Origin of the sequence: Gulosibacter sp., from assembly GCF_052090685.1 — a bacterium.
Taxonomy (GTDB): domain Bacteria; phylum Actinomycetota; class Actinomycetes; order Actinomycetales; family Microbacteriaceae; genus Gulosibacter.
The window spans coordinates 15,505-30,668 of record NZ_JBQDBE010000005.1 but is presented as its reverse complement, the minus strand read 5'-3'; the positions used below and the strand labels follow the sequence as shown (position 1 = coordinate 30,668).

The following is a 15,164-nucleotide window of genomic DNA, read 5'->3' as shown; positions in this document are numbered from 1 at the left end:
CGGCGCTAGTGTGCGCCGCCCGTTTCAATAAGCAGCACTCCGCCCACAATGAGGATGATGCCGAGGCTCATCACCCATGTCAGCGGCTCCTTGAAGATCAGTCGGTCAAGAATTGCGATGAGGGCTACACCGGTCGCGGCCCAGATTCCATAGGCAACGCCAAGCGGGACTCCAAGTTGCAGCGTTACGGCCAAGAGGGTGAAGGCCACTGCGTAACACAGAACAACACCGATCCACCATCGACGTGGTCCATCGGTTGCCTTTCGCAGTGACAGGGTGCCGCTGACCTCCATAACGATCGCGCCGAGGAGCGCCAAGAGTGCGAGCCCGCTCAAGCTTCTGCTCGCTTCTTCGAGGCCGCCTGTGATCCAAGCTCAACCAGCAGGACACCGACCATCACGATGACGATTCCGATTCCCATAACAAGCGTGATCGGTTCGTTGAAGATGACCCAAGACATGATCGCTGTGAGTGCGACCCCGCACGCACCCCAAATCCCATACCCCACGCCCAGCGGCATACCGCGTCGGAGTGAGAGGAACAGTGCTCCGAATGAGGCCGTGTACCCGACCGCAACCACCGCGTAGAGCCAGGGTGCGTCGAGCGCACCCCGTAGCGAGAGTGAAGCGGTCACCTCAAGAATGATTGCCGCGACTAAGAAGACCCACCGCATCCATACTCCTCTCGTGTAGCAGCGAATTGGTTAGGGAGCGCCAACGAGCGTATTGAGTTGCAGCTGCAGTTGCGCTTTGAGTTGTTCAACGCTCCCGGTGGCTCCGGGGAGCAGCGCCGCAGTAATCTGCGTCCCAAGCGCGAAGCTGAGTAGTGCATCCACCTCAGCTTCCCAAGACCGCGAACGGTCTATTTCGGCGCACCAATCGAGCAACCAATTTCGCCATTCGCCGATGGAATCTTCGAAGAGTTCCTGTGCCGGCGGGTCGTTGGTGGCTTCGCTCCAGAACGCAATGACTACGCGAGCCTCATCGAGCAATTCGGAATTGAGCGGAAGGATTTCATTGAAGAATGCCGTCAATGCAGCCAAACCGGTGAGGCCGTTTACTTGTGCGACTACCCGTTCGTTTGTCCTCGCAAATACGTGGGCGTATGTCGCCTGCATCAAATCGGCTTTGGTGGGAAAGTACGGCTTCAAGGCACCGTTCGCGTACCCGGCTTCCTGCGCAATTTGCCGCATCGTGGCGCCAGCCATTCCCTGTCGCGCGATGATTCGCCACGTGGTGCCCACAATTTCTGCGCGACGCTGGTCATGGTCCACGGTTTTTTGCACTGTACTTACCTCGTTTAGTCCCGCCACATCGCCAGCGAGTTCCCGCGTCTGCGCTGAGCCGTCTGCGCTGAGCTGACGCCTACCGATCTATTCTCGCTCAACCGAGATTGGCGCGCGAATTCGGGCCTTGTGAGGGCCGCTCCGTGTCCCGCGCACCGTCAGCACTGTGTCGACGGCGCTTGCCAAGCCTTTTCGATCAGGCGGGACAACACATCCAGGTCGATGTCTTCTGGCTTGTTGATGTAGAGACAAGAGGCACCCACGGTGTACTTGCCAAGCTGTTCGAGGTCCGTAGCCGCGTCGGGACCGTCCGTGAGTCCGTACAGAGACAGTTTTGCTTTGCGCGGGCTGAATCCGACCTTGAAGGTGTCCCCTTCGCGTCCGGTGGCGTACTTGTAGTGCACCTGCCCGTAGCCGATCATGGACGGACCCCACATCACGGGTTCCGCCCCGGTAATCCGATTGAACAATTCGAGCAGCATTCGACCGTGTGCGATACGACGCTCCGTGTCGAGCGACTCGATGAAGTCTTCAGGACGCTGCGCGGTCTGCGCGGTTTTGATGTCTTTCGCGTTCTGGCCGGTGTGACCCTCGATGTACACCGTACCGCTCGGTTCCGGGGCTGGGATACTACCGGCGAGGCTCATGCCCTTCCGCTCGAGCGCACTTTGAATCCGCTCGAGACTGCGAACGCCCACGCCGTTGAGGGATGCTAGCTCTTGATAGTTGGCGGAGTTGAGTGACTCGAGGTCGACGTACCCCTTCGTTGCAAGTGCCTTTCGCGCCGCTGCTGCGACACCGGGGACGGTCTCAATCGGAGTTGCCATGCGCGAATTCTACGCGGGTGAGACCAATAGAATCCGCGCATGGCAACATTCTTGATCAACAAAACCCTGGGAAAGTCCGGCAGCTACGAGCGAACCGTGGCGGCGTCAAAGTATCGGCAAGAGGGCGACTATTTCGTGTTCTACGCGGATGCATCGATGACGAAGAAAGTGCTGACGGTGAAGGCCGAGTTGGTGTCGACTATCGATACGGAATAGTCCGCCCGTCGGGTCGGATGCGGCGTCGGGGCGGATGCGATGTCGGGGCGGATGCGATGTCGGGGCGGATGCGGCGGATGCCCTGGCGCCTTCGGTTCTAGATTCGAATAATTGTTTTCCCATTTATCGTTGCTTTGTTCGATTTATTGTGGTTGAATGGTGGTATCACGCACGGCCGATACTCCCGTTTTGGAGGTGACCCAATCATGACTGCAGCCACCGACAACCCGAACCACAGCGACAGTGCTGGCGACGATGCCGGTGCGGATACTGCCGACGTGTTGCGGGCCTCGCGGCGGGCGTTTGCCTCCGCGGAGCGCTCGAAGCGTGCCGCGGACGCCGCCCTGGTGCACGTCCTCGCGACCTCCTATGACTTGGCGACCGCAAAAGCGGACATCGCTCCCCGTACTGCCGCTGGCGAGGAGTACGAACAGGTCCGCGCCCAATACCTCCGCGCAATTGTCGGCGAGTTCGCGGTCGAAGCCCGCATGTCCGATGCCTCCCTGGCCCACCGCGCGAACCACGCCCACACGCTCATGGCGAGCTACCCCTCCTGGGTCGATGCCCTGGCAGCCGGGCGAATCGAGTACGCACACACCGTCGCGCTGCTGCGGCACGACCACCTGCTCAACGAGTCGCAACGCGCCGAGTACAGCGACGCCGTACTGGCGTACGCCGAAACGCACACCAGTGGGCAAACCCGGTCGTTCGCGGAACGGCAAGCCGCGAAGTTCGCCCGCGATGACTTCGAACAGGCCTTCGAGGCTGCTTTTGCCGACCGGAATATTGGGATCAGTCACGATCCGGCGGGGATGTCCACGATCTACGCGACCATCCCCACCCAGCTTGCGGTCCCGATCGATGACCTCCTCACTCGTCAAGCACGGTTATTGCGCGCCGAACACCAACGCGACGCAGCTCACCACGCACAGATGGCGCGCTCGATCGACCCAGACCTGCGGGCGCAGGGCACCGCATTCGTGCCCGATACGCGCACGATCGCGCAGATCCGCGCCGACCTGTTCACGGACACTCTCTTGACGGCGACCCCGCAAAGCATCCTCAACGGCCCCAATCAGGGACTCGCGCGGGTAAAAGCAACGGTCGGAATCACCATCCCGGTACTGTCGCTGCTGCCGACTGCGGGGGCGTCCACCGCTAGCAACACGACCACTGGCAACACCACCACTGGCGCCTCTAACACGTCGCCGGTCACGGTCGACGCTCACACCACCGGAGTGCCCGAGGCTGCCCTGGTCAATGGCCTGCACCCTATGAGTACCGCGCAAGCCCGTCAGCTCGCGGCCGAAGCACCCACGTTGCGGCGAGTATTGACGCATCCGATCACGGGACACGTGATCAGCGTCGATACCTACGAGCCACCCGCCAGCCTGCGCACCTTCCTGCGCATCCGGGACCGCACTTGCCGGTTCGCTGGCTGTACCAAAGCAGCCAGCGCCAGCGATTTGGATCACACGATCACGCATCAAGACGGCGGGCCTACCTCGCAACAAAATCTGGCTCACCTCTGTCGAGTCCACCACATCCAAAAACATCACCGTGGTTGGAGCGTGCAGCAACATCCTGGCGGAGTGCTGGTGTGGACCAGCCCGTCCGGGCAGCTTGTGAGTGTGCAACCGGAGCCACCCGGCCCGATATTCCGGCCAGTCCCGGAACCTCCAAAATCACCGGACCCGCCGGAACCCTCGGAAGACGGGCGTGGGCCTGCCAACCCGGCCGACACCGGGACAACCCCCGACGCCGCGGGTGCAGACTCTGCTGCCCGCGGGTCAGACTCCGCCAACCGCGGTGCAGGTTCCGGGTCCACGACTGCAGCCGGCTCGGTATCGGTATTCGTCGAGCCCGATGAAATCGACGCCGAAGAACCCGTGTTGTCGCCCGAGGTACTCGCTGCCCGCTGGCGCCGGTTCAACGAAGCCACCAAACACCTGCGCACCAGCGACTACTTCAACGTCACCCACCACACCTGGGGCATCTCAGTATCGCTGCGAACGCCGGGAGTCTGGCCACCTGACAGTGGCATCAAAATTCCGCTCACCGACCCGGCCGAGGAACCACCGCCCTTCTAATTACCTAGGACGTGGCACCGGCTGTGTCGGTCGACTCAGCCGGTGCGAAGGGATCCGCAGCTCCGGAGAACTCATCCGACCTGGAAGAATCAGCCGCTCCATGGCGCATAGACAATGTCTCCGGCCTCGATCCTCGGCCGCAAATACCGATCAGCATCGTGGCCAAGCTCATCAAGCTTGAGTTGAAACTCACACAGCCAAGTTTGATGGCTATGTCCGGTGATCTCTATCCGGAAGATCGGGGCCCGTGAGTCCTCCAGTAGAACTCGACTCGAAATATTGCCGGCTGCCACTGCCACGAGCATCGCCTCGATCTCCAGCAGCGATTGCGGCTCCGGAACGAGTCGGAAGAATCCATCTCCGGCACTCACTTCGATCCCATCCTCGTCACCCGAACTACGGCTCATACGAAACTCGGCAGCACCTGAGGCTCGAGGTGTCATCTGAATCGAAGATTGTTCCGGATTGCGAACAACGGCCGCAATTTCCAAGTACTCCTCAGCAAGCCTCCCAGTCAGTTCATTGAGCATTTCCCCGAGTTCGTCGCGACTTCGAATCCTCCACACGGGTTCGTCGGGCTCCGCCTGATACGGCGGCAACTCGCTCCCATCCGGAATCTCCAAGCGAACCAGCACCCGCCTACCGGCTACAAAATCATCCAGACTCAGCGACTGCAGCTGCTCGCGTCCGCCAGCAGATAACGCATTTCCAACAACGCCGAGCGCCTCGTCTCCCCCGCGAAGAACCGACTCTCGATAGATTTCGAGAACCCGGCCGGAAATTCTCGACGTCGGAAAACCGACATCCTCCATCTCGTGGTGATCTTCATAGAATTGCGCCGGTTCGCCTGACGGTACAAGCTCCGGGTCGCACGCGAACACGCACCAGTGCACTTCTTCGCCGAGAGTGGGGAGGACGCCACAGCAATGAAACTGCCAGCCGTCGAGCTTGACGTCAATGATCATCCCAAAATCCCAACCATTCACTTGACATCGCGCGAGCTTCGTATTTCCCTGCGCTTTCAAGCCACGCTACCTGAGCCTGCCTGCCGCAATCCATGACGGCCAAACGACCCGAGGCCCGCATCCGGACATCCCGCGGGGAGCGCGGGAGCCTCTTCCGCTAGTCTCCGCGCCCAAAGATCGACAGCGTGCTGCCAACAACCCTGAGCAGTTGACCGATGATCAGCAGCACCTGCAGCACCGTCATGACGCCCTCGAGGGTTGATCCGAGCGCGCGCAAATTCTGCGGCGTGACACTCGAGGTGCCGAGCCTTTCGAATTCGTCTTCCCACTTATTTTCCAAGCGGAACAACACGGCATATGGCAGCAGCCGTTCCGTGAGTAAGAACCGATCGAGACTGGACTGTGCCACCGGATCCCCCGCAGTTGGTTGCGCAGGAAGGCCAAGCGCCACTCCGCCGGGAGTCAGCCCACCAGCCGGGGTGCGCAACGCGCCTTGCGGCGATTGCAGCATCCGCAATCGGTCTTGCTCGCCCAGCCGGATATAGTCCCGCACACCTGATAAATACTGGCGAAGTGCCCGCCCGTGTTCCGTGAACCACAGCATTGGCGGCGGTGACAGCGTAAGCACCCAAAACAGTGCGAGCGACGTGACACTGGCGACCACCGCGCCGACCCACTCACCCTCCAAAAAGGCATAGAGGATCAGGATCGCACTCACGACCAACACCGCAAGAAAGAGCAACGACAGCACATACAGGTGCACGCTGAATGTCACTTTGCGGGCAATGCCGTCCTGCTTAACGCGTTCGCGAGCGTGATCAAAATACTCCGCCAAAGCACGCCGCTGATGGCCGCGAAATGCACCACGACCCTTGAGAAAATAGACATCCGGAGCTTCCTCTACCGAGCGAACTTGGATGCCGATCTCGGCAAGGGCGCGCAGGTACCGTTGACTGCGCTTCTGCCCTCGTAGCGGTGGCCGCAGTGCCTGCAGCAGGAATCGCTCCTCCGGCGAAATTGCCTTGCCCAGGCGAGCCTCGATCGCAACGGGACCCTTCGCCTCGCGCGGTGCGAGCACGCGGATCTTGTCTTGCACTGCCAGGTTGATGATTGCCGCGGCAAGCACTCGCCGATCTGCCCGGACTGCCAATCCATGCTCAATGATGTCGCCCTCCGGCGGCACATACTGGGCCACAATCGAGGCCGGAAGGTGCTTCGCAAAAGGCGTCATCAGCAGAACAATGACGAGCCCAATTCCCACCAGTACAAGCCCAAATGCGATAAACCCAATAAGCGCGCTTTCCTCCCCCACGCGTGCAGCCTATAGTCAGTGTGTTTTGGCTCGGATGTTCCACGGCGTGAAGCACCCGATTCACATGTGATCGTCCAGTGCGCACGAGGAACAGTGCGGTTGCCGGCACGAGCGAACTACCAGCGATCGCCGATCTGCGGGGCGATCAGCTCTTGATAAACGGCTTCGATCGCGGCAGCCTGATCCGCGGTAATCGCTGCCAGCTGTGCCGCTGCCACATTACCCTGGACCTGGCTCACGTTCCGGGCGCCGGGAATGACGGTACTCACTCCGGGCTGATCGATGATCCACCGCAGCGCGAATTGCGCGAGTGTCGCACCCTCGGGAACCACCGGCGCGAGGCGCTTCACTGCTTCGAGACCAAGATCGAAGTCCACGCCAGCAAAGGTTTCACCCACGTCGAAGGCCTCACCGTGGCGGTTGAAATTCCGATGGTCGTTCGCCGCGAACTGGGTGTTCTCGTCATATTTTCCGGCGAGCAGCCCGCTCGCGAGTGGCACGCGCGCGATAATCCCCACGCCAGCCGCGGCTGCGGCGGGGAGCACTTCGGCGAGCGCACCCTGGCGAAGCATATTGAAGACAATTTGGATGCTTGCCACATTCGGGCGCGCAATCGCAGCCAGCGCTTCGGCTCGCGTCTCGACGCTGAAACCGTATGCTGCAATTCGCTTTTCGGCCACGAGCGTGTCCAACGCGTCGTAGACCGCATCATCGCCGTAGACCGAGGTCGGTGGGCAATGCAGTTGGACCAAGTCGAGTGTGTCCACGCCCAAGTTTTCTCTGGATCGATCGGTCCACGCACGGAACTGGTCAAGGTTGAACAGCTCCGCGCGAGGCGGCATGACTCGCCGGCCCATCTTGGTGGCGACCACGACGTCTGAAACACCCGCAGTCCGCAGGTATTTTCCGATCAACTGTTCGCTGCGACCGTCGCCGTAGCCATCCGCAGTATCGAAGAATCGCACCCCGCTGTCGTAGGCCGCGCTCAGGACCGCGAGCGCAGCATCCTTGGCGACATTGCCCCAGTCCGCGCCGAGCTGCCAGGTTCCGAGACCAATAACCGAGACATCTCGCCCTGTCCGACCGAGTGTGCGCTGTTCCATGTTGTACTCCGCTCTGAGTTGGCTGAATACGAATCCTACTCGTCAGTTTCTGCGTCACGTGGTCGCATCATCCCCAGGATCGTGCTGATGAGCAGCGCGATCCCGCCGAGGCCAAAGAGGAGCGTCCCGAGACCGGAGGCGATCATCATGGTCGTGTGCGAGCGAGTGCTGGAACTGAGGTCCTCCCCGGCCAGTCCCGTCAAGAAGATGTACGTGGATGCCGCACCGAGACCGAGCGCGCCGATCGACATCAAGATCCCGAAAATTCGAGACTGAGATCCGGCCAGTTCGGCGACACCGACGATGACACCGCCGCCGAAGAACAGCATCGCAATCAGACCGGTTCCGGTGTCGCCGTCGAGCCAAATGAAGGCCCCAAGAATCACGAACACAAGCGAGATCAGGATGATGAGCAGCCATTTCCGGCGATGCTTTCGCTTGGCGTGGGCTTCGGTGTGTCTCCGCATCGGACCCAGTGTGCCATGTCGGAAGGGTGTGCCATGTCGATTCGCGCACTTTCTCCCCGCGCAGAAAGCACCCAATGACTTGTCACACCCTGCAAGCCAATTGACACCCCGTGCAGCAACGGGTGCTTCTACACCTGTAGGCATTGCGCATCATGCGGGTTCGATGTGACTCTTACCTCGTCCGATTCCGATTTCCTTAATCACTCGCTATCGGCTTCACGAGCCCTCCGCGGTGCGTCCGCTGTCTCAAAGACTGATCCAGCATTGCGCGATCGCTGCGGGGCTCATTGGTCATGCAACAAAGGAGTGCAGTCATGCCACCAACCCTGTCCCCAGCAGCATCCACAAAAGCGAATGTGTTTATCGGCGCCTTCTCAGCAGTGCTGTATTCGGTGCTCCTTGTGGCGCCCGTTATCGCATCAATGCTCGCCGTCGAGTACAACCTCAGCCCCGGCAGCGTCGGCTTGATCGCCTCCGTCGAGCTCGGCTGCTTCAGTCTCGCGACCATTCCGGCCTATCTCTGGCTTCGTCGCGCCAACATTCGCTGGGTTTCGGTCGGATGCATTGCCGTCGTGATTGCGGGCAACGTCCTCTCCGCAATGGCACCCTCCTTCGAATCGCTCCTTGGCCTGCGGGCGATCACGGCCCTCGCGGCAGGTTCCATCACCGTTGTGATTCTGTCGATCAGCGCCAAGACCACGAACCCCTCGCGCTCCTACGGCGTCTTCCTGGTGGCACAGCTCGGAATGGGTGCCGCGATTCTGCTGCTCTTCCCCGTCCTATTCGCGGGCCGAAGCGTGAGCGCCGTCTACCTGACCCTCGCCGTACTTGCCCTCCTGTGCCTGCCCGCATCCTTCTGCCTCAAGGGACACGAACTCAAGAAATCGACCGAGGATGCGATCACTGCCGCCACGCCGAAACCCGCACGTCGCACCAATATCTTCGCGCTTGTGTGCGCACTCGTCGCCGTCTTCGGCTTCTACTTCTCACTCGGCGGTGCATGGACGTTCATGGTTGAAATTGGCGCGTCCGGCGGCACAGAGATCGGTCTTGCGGCCTCGATGATCGGTATTGCAACCGCAGCGGGCGCTCTGATTGCGCTGATCGCCACGATCGTCGGTGAATCCCGCTACGGCAATCTCTTCATCATGGTGGGATACGTCGCGATGGGTGGCTCCATGTTGCTGCTATTCGGTGGACCAGGGCTCGTACGTTTCATCATCGCCGTCTTTGTGTTCAAGCTCGCGTGGTCGTGGCTGCTGCCCTTCCTGCTCTCAACCGTTTCGCGTGTCGGCGGCACCCACGTCATGAACTCCACCAACCTCATGATCGGCGGCGGCCTCGCCGTCGGGCCGCTCGTTGCGGGGCAGCTCATCGAGGCCACCGGAGGCTTCAACATGATGCTCACCGTCGCGATCATCGTGCTTGCGATCGCCGCCGCAGCCTCGGCCCTTGTCATGACACGCGGCAAGCAGGATGTCCCAGTATCGTCCGAAACCACAACCGCCGAATCACCCGCAATCGCGTAACCTCCCCCGCAGCATCCGGACCAAGCACCCGAACAAAGCACCCCAACAGAGCATCCGAACAAGGAAGTACGAATGACGAACACCACCATCTACACCGGCAAGATTTGGACCGCGATTGCTGACGATCACTGGGTCGAGGCCTTTGCCGTCGCTGATGGCATCGTGACGGCAACCGGCACCCTCGAGGATGTGAGACAGGCCGCTGGTGAGGTGGCCGATGTCGTCGAGATCACTGATGGCATTGTGATGCCCGGACTCATCGACGGCCACCTCCACCTGAGCCTTGGTGGCACGCAACTCGCGCACGAACTCCCGCTCGACCCAACCGACGATGCCGACGCCATTCTTGCGAAGGTAACCGACTGGACCAGTCGCCTCGAGCCCGGCGAATGGGTCATTGGTGGCATCATCGGCAGCGGCGTGCTGCCCACGCTCAACAACGTCGAGTTTCTGGCGAAGCTCGACGAGGCAGCTGGCGGCCATCCGGTGCTGCTGCGCGATGACACCATGCACAATCGCCAGGTGAACTCCGCGGCGCTCGAGGCGATGGGAGTGACTGCCCAGACCGAAGACCCCGAAGACGGAACGTACGTTCGTGACGACCAGGGCCGACTCACCGGCGCGCTCTGGGAGCTGACCGGCGCCGTCGCCGAAGGGGTCGCGGCAAAGTCGCACAAGGATGCGCAGGCCCGGCAAGCAACCGCGCTTCGCACCGCGCTCGATCGGCTCTCCGCCCTCGGCATCACGACGGTCCAGGACGCCGCGACGATGCTGCCGCACTTCGAAGGACTCGCCGCGCTCGAAGAAGCCGGGGAGCTGGAAATGCGCATCATCGCTTCGATGCCGATTCGCCCGTTCATCGAGGCCGGCACCGTTGGTGAAGAGCTCTTCGAGCGGGGTGCCGCTTTCGAAAGCGAACACGTCAAGCCGCGATTCGCGAAGTTCGTCCTCGACGGCGTACCGACGACACTCACCACCGCGCTACTGCAACCGTACAAGTGCGTGCACGGGAACCACGACCCAGAGTTCCGCGGTGAACTGTACTGGAGTCTGGACGATCTCGTCGCCTCGCTGCGACGCTGCGCAGAACTCGGCCTCGGCGCGAAGCTGCACGCCACCGGCGACGCCTCGGTACGGCAGGCACTGGACGCGGCGGCAATCGTGCGACAGGATGCGAACGGTGGCCCCGCAATGCAGATCGCGCACATGTCGTTCATTTCGGAGGCCGACCTCGGGCGCTTCGCCGAGTTGAACGTCGCGGCCGATGCGTGTCCATTCATGTGGTTCCCGAGCCCGCTCACCGATGGCGTGGGCGAATTTGTCGCCGACGAAACCATGGCAAATATCTGGCCGTTCAAGGATCTCCTCGCAACCGGTGCGGTCGTCGCGGGCGGCTCCGACTGGCCGGTCGGCCTGCCCGTGCTGAACCCGTGGCTCGGCATCGAGGGGATGGTCACCCGGCAGGGCGCCGTTGAAGACGGCGACGACCGGACGGTGAACATCGGTCAGGCGATCACGCTCCACCAGGCGCTCGCCGCGTTCACGCGCGAGTCCGCGAAGGCTCTCGGCATCGCCGAAACCACCGGCACGATCGAACCCGGCAAGTCTGCTGACTTCATCGCCATCGACCGCAATGTCTTCGAGGTGCCGACGCGGGATGTGCACCACACCCGGGTCATTCGCCGCTGGCTCGGCGGCGTGGCTGGCGAGTGACCACACCCGGCAAAACTCTGATGGAACTAACAGCGCACAGCGGCCGCGATTCAACTAGGGTTCTACGCACGTAGAGCACAGGTGCCCGGCGCCGATGAAGTTGCCGAGTCAAGGATGACGAGCAGCTTCTCAACACCGGCGGCGGGCACCACAACACCATCGATCGACGGGATTCCTACTTCATGTCTTCAATCACCACCAACACGACGTCCACTGCGGCCTACGAACTCCAAACCCCTGCCGAGATCGACACCGCCCGCACGCTCCTTGAGAAGGCGGGCCTATTCCCGGAGACCGTCCGCATGGCGTATTTCGGCCTCCTTGACCCGCCTCGGCCCGAGCTGAACAGCCCCAACACGACCACAAACACCACCTCCGACAGCGCTGACGCGACTGCCACCCTCGACCGTCACTTCCGCATCCACTTGCTTGACGTCGAGAACGGCGATGCGAAGGATGTCGTGCTCTCAACCACCCGAGGCGAGATTGACTCCGTCATCGACCTCGATACGCAGGAAACCGGCGAATTGCCGGTCCTCGAGGAAGAGTTCGAGGTCGTGGAAGAGGTACTTTCGACCGATCCTCGCTGGCTCGCCGCGCTCGAGCGACGCGGTCTCGAGGTCGAGAAAGTACGCGTCGCCCCGCTTTCGGCGGGCGTCTTCGAGTATCCAGAGGAGCGCGGCCGCCGGATGCTCCGCGGCCTCGCGTTCCTGCAGCACCACGAGACCGACTCGGCCTGGGCGCATCCGATCGACGGCCTCGTCGCGTATGTCGATGTCACAAACCGCACCGTTGACCAGGTACTCGACATTGAGAACGTCCCGATTCCCGAGGAGCATGGCAACTACACCGATCCCGAGCTCACCGGACCGCTGCGCACGACACAGAAGCCAATCTCGATCACGCAGCCGGAAGGCCCCTCGTTCACGGTAACTAACGGTAACCACCTCGAGTGGGAGAAGTGGAGCCTCGACGTCGGCTTCGACATGCGCGAGGGACTCGTGCTCTACAACATTGAATTCCAAGATGGCGAGCGCAAGCGCCGCATCCTCGACCGCGCTGCCATCGCTGAAATGGTCGTGCCCTACGGTGACCCCTCGCCGGTCCGGTCGTGGCAGAACTACTTCGACACGGGAGAGTATCTCGTCGGTCAGTGGGCGAACTCGCTCGAGTTGGGCTGTGACTGCCTCGGCGATATCACCTACCTCTCACCGCACGTCGTCAACGGTCGCGGCGAACCACGCCAGATCAGGAACGGCATCTGCATGCACGAGGAAGACTGGTCAATTCTCTCGAAGCACACCGATCTCTGGAGCGGTGTCGAGTACGTGCGCCGCAACCGCCGCCTCGTGATCTCGTTCTTCACCACCGTGGGCAATTACGACTACGGCTTCTACTGGTACCTCTACCTCGACGGTAATATCGAGTTCGAGGCGAAGGCTACCGGTATCGTCTTCACCTCGGCACTGCCGAACGGAGAAACCGACTACGCGTCGGAGATCGCACCGGGGCTCGGTGCGCCCTTCCACCAGCACATGTTTTCGGCCAGACTCGACTTCGCCCTCGACGCCGGCCCGTGCCAAGTCGAGGAAGAGGATGCGGTGCGCCTGCCTCGCTCTGAATCCAACCCGCGGGGCAACGCATTCTCACGCAAGCGCACACTGTTCACGAACGAACAGGATGCGGTGCGGGACATCGATGCCTCGGTAGGCCGGGCGTGGATAGTCTCAAACCCGGAGTCAAAGAACCGTCTCGGTAAGCCCGTCGGGTACAAGCTGCATCCGGCATCCGCGCCCGCACTGCTCGCTGACGAAGACTCGTCGATCCACCGACGCGCTCAATTCGCCTCGAAGGCACTGTGGGTCACACAGTATGAGCAGAGCGAGAAGTACCCAACCGGCGACTTCCCGAACCAGCACGCCGGTGGCGCGGGACTCCCCGAATGGATTGCGCAGAACCGCAAAATCGACGGCGAGCGGATTGTCCTGTGGCACACCTTCGGCCTGACGCACTTCCCCCGCCTCGAGGACTGGCCGATCATGCCCGTGGACAGCGTCAGCTTCAAGCTCCGCCCAGAGGGATTCTTCGATCGCTCACCCGTGCTCGATGTGCCGGCACCCACGCCCGGCCACTGTGCGGCGTCAGCCGAAGGTGATGCGCACCACAGCTGCAGCTGCAGCTAAAGACTTACGAGCGGGCTCAGCTCCCCAGCTGAGCCCGCTCGTAGTCAGTTACTTGGCAGCGGTGCCGGTACCGCTTGCCGCAACCGTCGGGTCTGGATCGCCCTTACGCCAGTTGGCCCAGTGCCCGCCCTTCTCGAAGTCGATGGAAAGGGGAATCTGGGTGCGGTCGCGCAGCAGCAGCGAACCGATGACAGAAATCACAATGGTCAGCAGCAGATAACCGACGATCGCCCAGGTTGTACCGGTGGCTTGCAGCAGTGCCTGTGCAATCGTGGGCGCGAACGCCCCACCGATAACCGCACCGATTGCGTAGGCAATCGACACACCCGAGTATCGGACGGATGCGGGGAAGGATTCCGCATACCAGGCGGCCTGCGCGCCGTAAGTGAGACCGAGCCCGACGCCCAAGATAGTCACACCGATTGCCACACCGGCAACGTTCTGCGCGGAAAGTACGAACAGCGGGATCACACCGGCAGCGAGAAGCACCCAGCCAATCATGTAGAGCGGTTTGCGGCCGATCCGGTCTGACAGCCAGCCTGCGATGAAGGTGAAGACGAGCCAGGACAGTGCGCCGCCAAGATTGGCGAGTTGCACGCCCACGGGGTCGAAACCGTATCCGCCTTCTGCAATCGGTCGCGAGGCAAGGCCCTGGATGTAGCCACCCGTGGTCATGTATCCGACAGCGTTATTGCCCATGAACACGAGGGCACACAGCAGGACGATGAGCCCGTACTTACGGAAGACGACCACGATCGGCGCCGACGACTGCTGCGCCGTTTCCTTAATCTCCTCAAACACCGGCGACTCTTCCACTGCGCGTCGGACGATGTAGCCAACGATCACGAGGATGATCGAGAGGAAGAACGGGATGCGCCAGCCCCATTCAAGGAATGACTCGTCGGGGAAGATGGCTCGGACGCCGGCAAGGACTCCGGTGGCAAGCAGCATGCCGAGGGGCACACCCGACTGCACGAAGGATCCGTAGAGCCCGCGCCGGTGGTCGGGCGAGTGCTCAATCGCCATCAAGACGGCGCCGCCCCACTCACCGCCAGCGGACAGACCCTGCAGGATGCGCAGGAGCAGCAGCATGATCGGTGCCATTACTCCGATGGCTTCATAGGTCGGCAGCGCACCGACGAGTGTCGTGGCTGCACCCATGAGGAACAGTGTGATCACGAGCATCGGGCGACGACCGATGCGGTCACCAAAGTGGCCGGCAAGGAAGGCGCCCAGCGGCCGGAAGAGGAACGAGATACCAATCGAAACGAGCGCGATAATCTGTGCCAAACCTGCGCCCGCGGGTTCGAAAAAGAGCTGTGCGAACACGAGGTTCGCCATAAATGCGTAAATGAAGAAGTCGTACCACTCGATTGTGGTTCCGACGACGACCGCCGCGAGCACCTTATTCCGCTCGCGCGCGCTTGTATGTACCGGATTTTGAACCACGCTGACTCCTTTGTCAGTCACGAAT

Annotated in this window: 14 protein-coding genes; 5 read left to right on the top strand and 9 right to left on the bottom strand. The window is 61.7% G+C overall.

Annotation, left to right across the window (positions count from 1 at the left end):
- Nucleotides 1–5: 5 nt before the first annotated feature.
- The 4 genes from ACTHXA_RS04290 to ACTHXA_RS04275 all read right to left on the bottom strand — a co-directional run bounded on the left by ACTHXA_RS04290 (nucleotide 6) and on the right by ACTHXA_RS04275 (nucleotide 2,112).
- Nucleotides 6–335 carry a DMT family transporter gene (locus tag ACTHXA_RS04290; protein ID WP_441669705.1) on the bottom strand — a complete coding sequence of 110 codons (330 nt, stop codon included), beginning with the start codon at nucleotides 333–335 and terminating at the stop codon, nucleotides 6–8.
- Nucleotides 332–673: a DMT family transporter gene (locus tag ACTHXA_RS04285; RefSeq protein ID WP_441669703.1), complete on the bottom strand. Its 342-nt coding sequence runs from the start codon at nucleotides 671–673 to the stop codon at nucleotides 332–334. Before ACTHXA_RS04285 ends, ACTHXA_RS04290 begins: the two co-directional genes overlap by 4 nt.
- A gap of 30 nt (nucleotides 674–703) precedes the next feature.
- On the bottom strand, nucleotides 704–1,285 hold the full coding sequence (locus tag ACTHXA_RS04280) for a TetR/AcrR family transcriptional regulator (protein WP_441669701.1): 582 nt from the start codon (nucleotides 1,283–1,285) through the stop codon (nucleotides 704–706).
- Between the two features lie 158 nt (nucleotides 1,286–1,443).
- The gene (locus ACTHXA_RS04275; protein ID WP_441669699.1) at nucleotides 1,444–2,112 is read right to left on the bottom strand and encodes a DUF1801 domain-containing protein; all 669 of its coding nucleotides are present in this window, start codon (nucleotides 2,110–2,112) and stop codon (nucleotides 1,444–1,446) included.
- A 39-nt stretch (nucleotides 2,113–2,151) separates the two neighbouring features.
- Here ACTHXA_RS04275 and ACTHXA_RS04270 point away from each other — a divergent pair, with 39 nt between their 5' ends.
- Both ACTHXA_RS04270 and ACTHXA_RS04265 read left to right on the top strand, forming a co-directional pair.
- Nucleotides 2,152–2,328, top strand: coding sequence for a hypothetical protein (locus ACTHXA_RS04270; protein ID WP_441669697.1), 177 nt, complete (start codon nucleotides 2,152–2,154; stop codon nucleotides 2,326–2,328).
- A gap of 206 nt (nucleotides 2,329–2,534) precedes the next feature.
- Nucleotides 2,535–4,418, top strand: a complete 1,884-nt coding sequence (locus tag ACTHXA_RS04265; RefSeq protein WP_441669695.1) for an HNH endonuclease signature motif containing protein — start codon at nucleotides 2,535–2,537, stop codon at nucleotides 4,416–4,418.
- A gap of 89 nt (nucleotides 4,419–4,507) precedes the next feature.
- Here the strand turns inward: ACTHXA_RS04265 and ACTHXA_RS04260 are convergent, their stop codons facing one another.
- The 4 genes from ACTHXA_RS04260 to ACTHXA_RS04245 form a co-directional block, all read right to left on the bottom strand.
- On the bottom strand, nucleotides 4,508–5,383 hold the full coding sequence (locus ACTHXA_RS04260) for a DUF6578 domain-containing protein (RefSeq protein ID WP_441669693.1): 876 nt from the start codon (nucleotides 5,381–5,383) through the stop codon (nucleotides 4,508–4,510).
- A 157-nt stretch (nucleotides 5,384–5,540) separates the two neighbouring features.
- Nucleotides 5,541–6,695, bottom strand: a complete 1,155-nt coding sequence (locus tag ACTHXA_RS04255; RefSeq protein WP_441669691.1) for a hypothetical protein — start codon at nucleotides 6,693–6,695, stop codon at nucleotides 5,541–5,543.
- A gap of 116 nt (nucleotides 6,696–6,811) precedes the next feature.
- Complete coding sequence (locus ACTHXA_RS04250; protein WP_441669689.1) at nucleotides 6,812–7,798, bottom strand: aldo/keto reductase; 987 nt, start codon at nucleotides 7,796–7,798, stop codon at nucleotides 6,812–6,814.
- 35 nt (nucleotides 7,799–7,833) lie between these two features.
- Nucleotides 7,834–8,265 carry a hypothetical protein gene (locus ACTHXA_RS04245; RefSeq protein ID WP_441669687.1) on the bottom strand — a complete coding sequence of 144 codons (432 nt, stop codon included), beginning with the start codon at nucleotides 8,263–8,265 and terminating at the stop codon, nucleotides 7,834–7,836.
- Nucleotides 8,266–8,579: 314 nt separating this feature from the next.
- Between ACTHXA_RS04245 and ACTHXA_RS04240 the strand changes: the two genes are divergently transcribed.
- From ACTHXA_RS04240 to ACTHXA_RS04230, 3 genes are all read left to right on the top strand, one after another.
- Nucleotides 8,580–9,794, top strand: coding sequence for an MFS transporter (locus tag ACTHXA_RS04240; RefSeq protein WP_441669686.1), 1,215 nt, complete (start codon nucleotides 8,580–8,582; stop codon nucleotides 9,792–9,794).
- Nucleotides 9,795–9,866: 72 nt separating this feature from the next.
- The gene (locus ACTHXA_RS04235) at nucleotides 9,867–11,507 is read left to right on the top strand and encodes an amidohydrolase (protein WP_441669684.1); all 1,641 of its coding nucleotides are present in this window, start codon (nucleotides 9,867–9,869) and stop codon (nucleotides 11,505–11,507) included.
- Nucleotides 11,508–11,689: 182 nt separating this feature from the next.
- Entirely contained in the window at nucleotides 11,690–13,690 is a 2,001-nt protein-coding gene (locus ACTHXA_RS04230) for a primary-amine oxidase (RefSeq protein ID WP_441669682.1), read from the top strand.
- 48 nt (nucleotides 13,691–13,738) lie between these two features.
- Here the strand turns inward: ACTHXA_RS04230 and ACTHXA_RS04225 are convergent, their stop codons facing one another.
- Nucleotides 13,739–15,139: an MFS transporter gene (locus ACTHXA_RS04225; protein WP_441669680.1), complete on the bottom strand. Its 1,401-nt coding sequence runs from the start codon at nucleotides 15,137–15,139 to the stop codon at nucleotides 13,739–13,741.
- Nucleotides 15,140–15,164: the final 25 nt, after the last annotated feature.

Bases quoted from the DNA above. Each gene is read 5' to 3' on its own strand.
- ACTHXA_RS04260 (WP_441669693.1), bottom strand. From the start codon at position 5,383: ATGATCATTGACGTCAAGCTCGACGGCTGGCAGTTTCATTGCTGTGGC.
- ACTHXA_RS04270 (WP_441669697.1), top strand. From the start codon at position 2,152: ATGGCAACATTCTTGATCAACAAAACCCTGGGAAAGTCCGGCAGCTAC.
- ACTHXA_RS04230 (WP_441669682.1), top strand. From the start codon at position 11,690: ATGTCTTCAATCACCACCAACACGACGTCCACTGCGGCCTACGAACTC.
- ACTHXA_RS04250 (WP_441669689.1), bottom strand. From the start codon at position 7,798: ATGGAACAGCGCACACTCGGTCGGACAGGGCGAGATGTCTCGGTTATT.
- ACTHXA_RS04285 (WP_441669703.1), bottom strand. From the start codon at position 673: ATGCGGTGGGTCTTCTTAGTCGCGGCAATCATTCTTGAGGTGACCGCT.
- ACTHXA_RS04235 (WP_441669684.1), top strand. From the start codon at position 9,867: ATGACGAACACCACCATCTACACCGGCAAGATTTGGACCGCGATTGCT.
- ACTHXA_RS04245 (WP_441669687.1), bottom strand. From the start codon at position 8,265: ATGCGGAGACACACCGAAGCCCACGCCAAGCGAAAGCATCGCCGGAAA.
- ACTHXA_RS04240 (WP_441669686.1), top strand. From the start codon at position 8,580: ATGCCACCAACCCTGTCCCCAGCAGCATCCACAAAAGCGAATGTGTTT.
- ACTHXA_RS04275 (WP_441669699.1), bottom strand. From the start codon at position 2,112: ATGGCAACTCCGATTGAGACCGTCCCCGGTGTCGCAGCAGCGGCGCGA.
- ACTHXA_RS04265 (WP_441669695.1), top strand. From the start codon at position 2,535: ATGACTGCAGCCACCGACAACCCGAACCACAGCGACAGTGCTGGCGAC.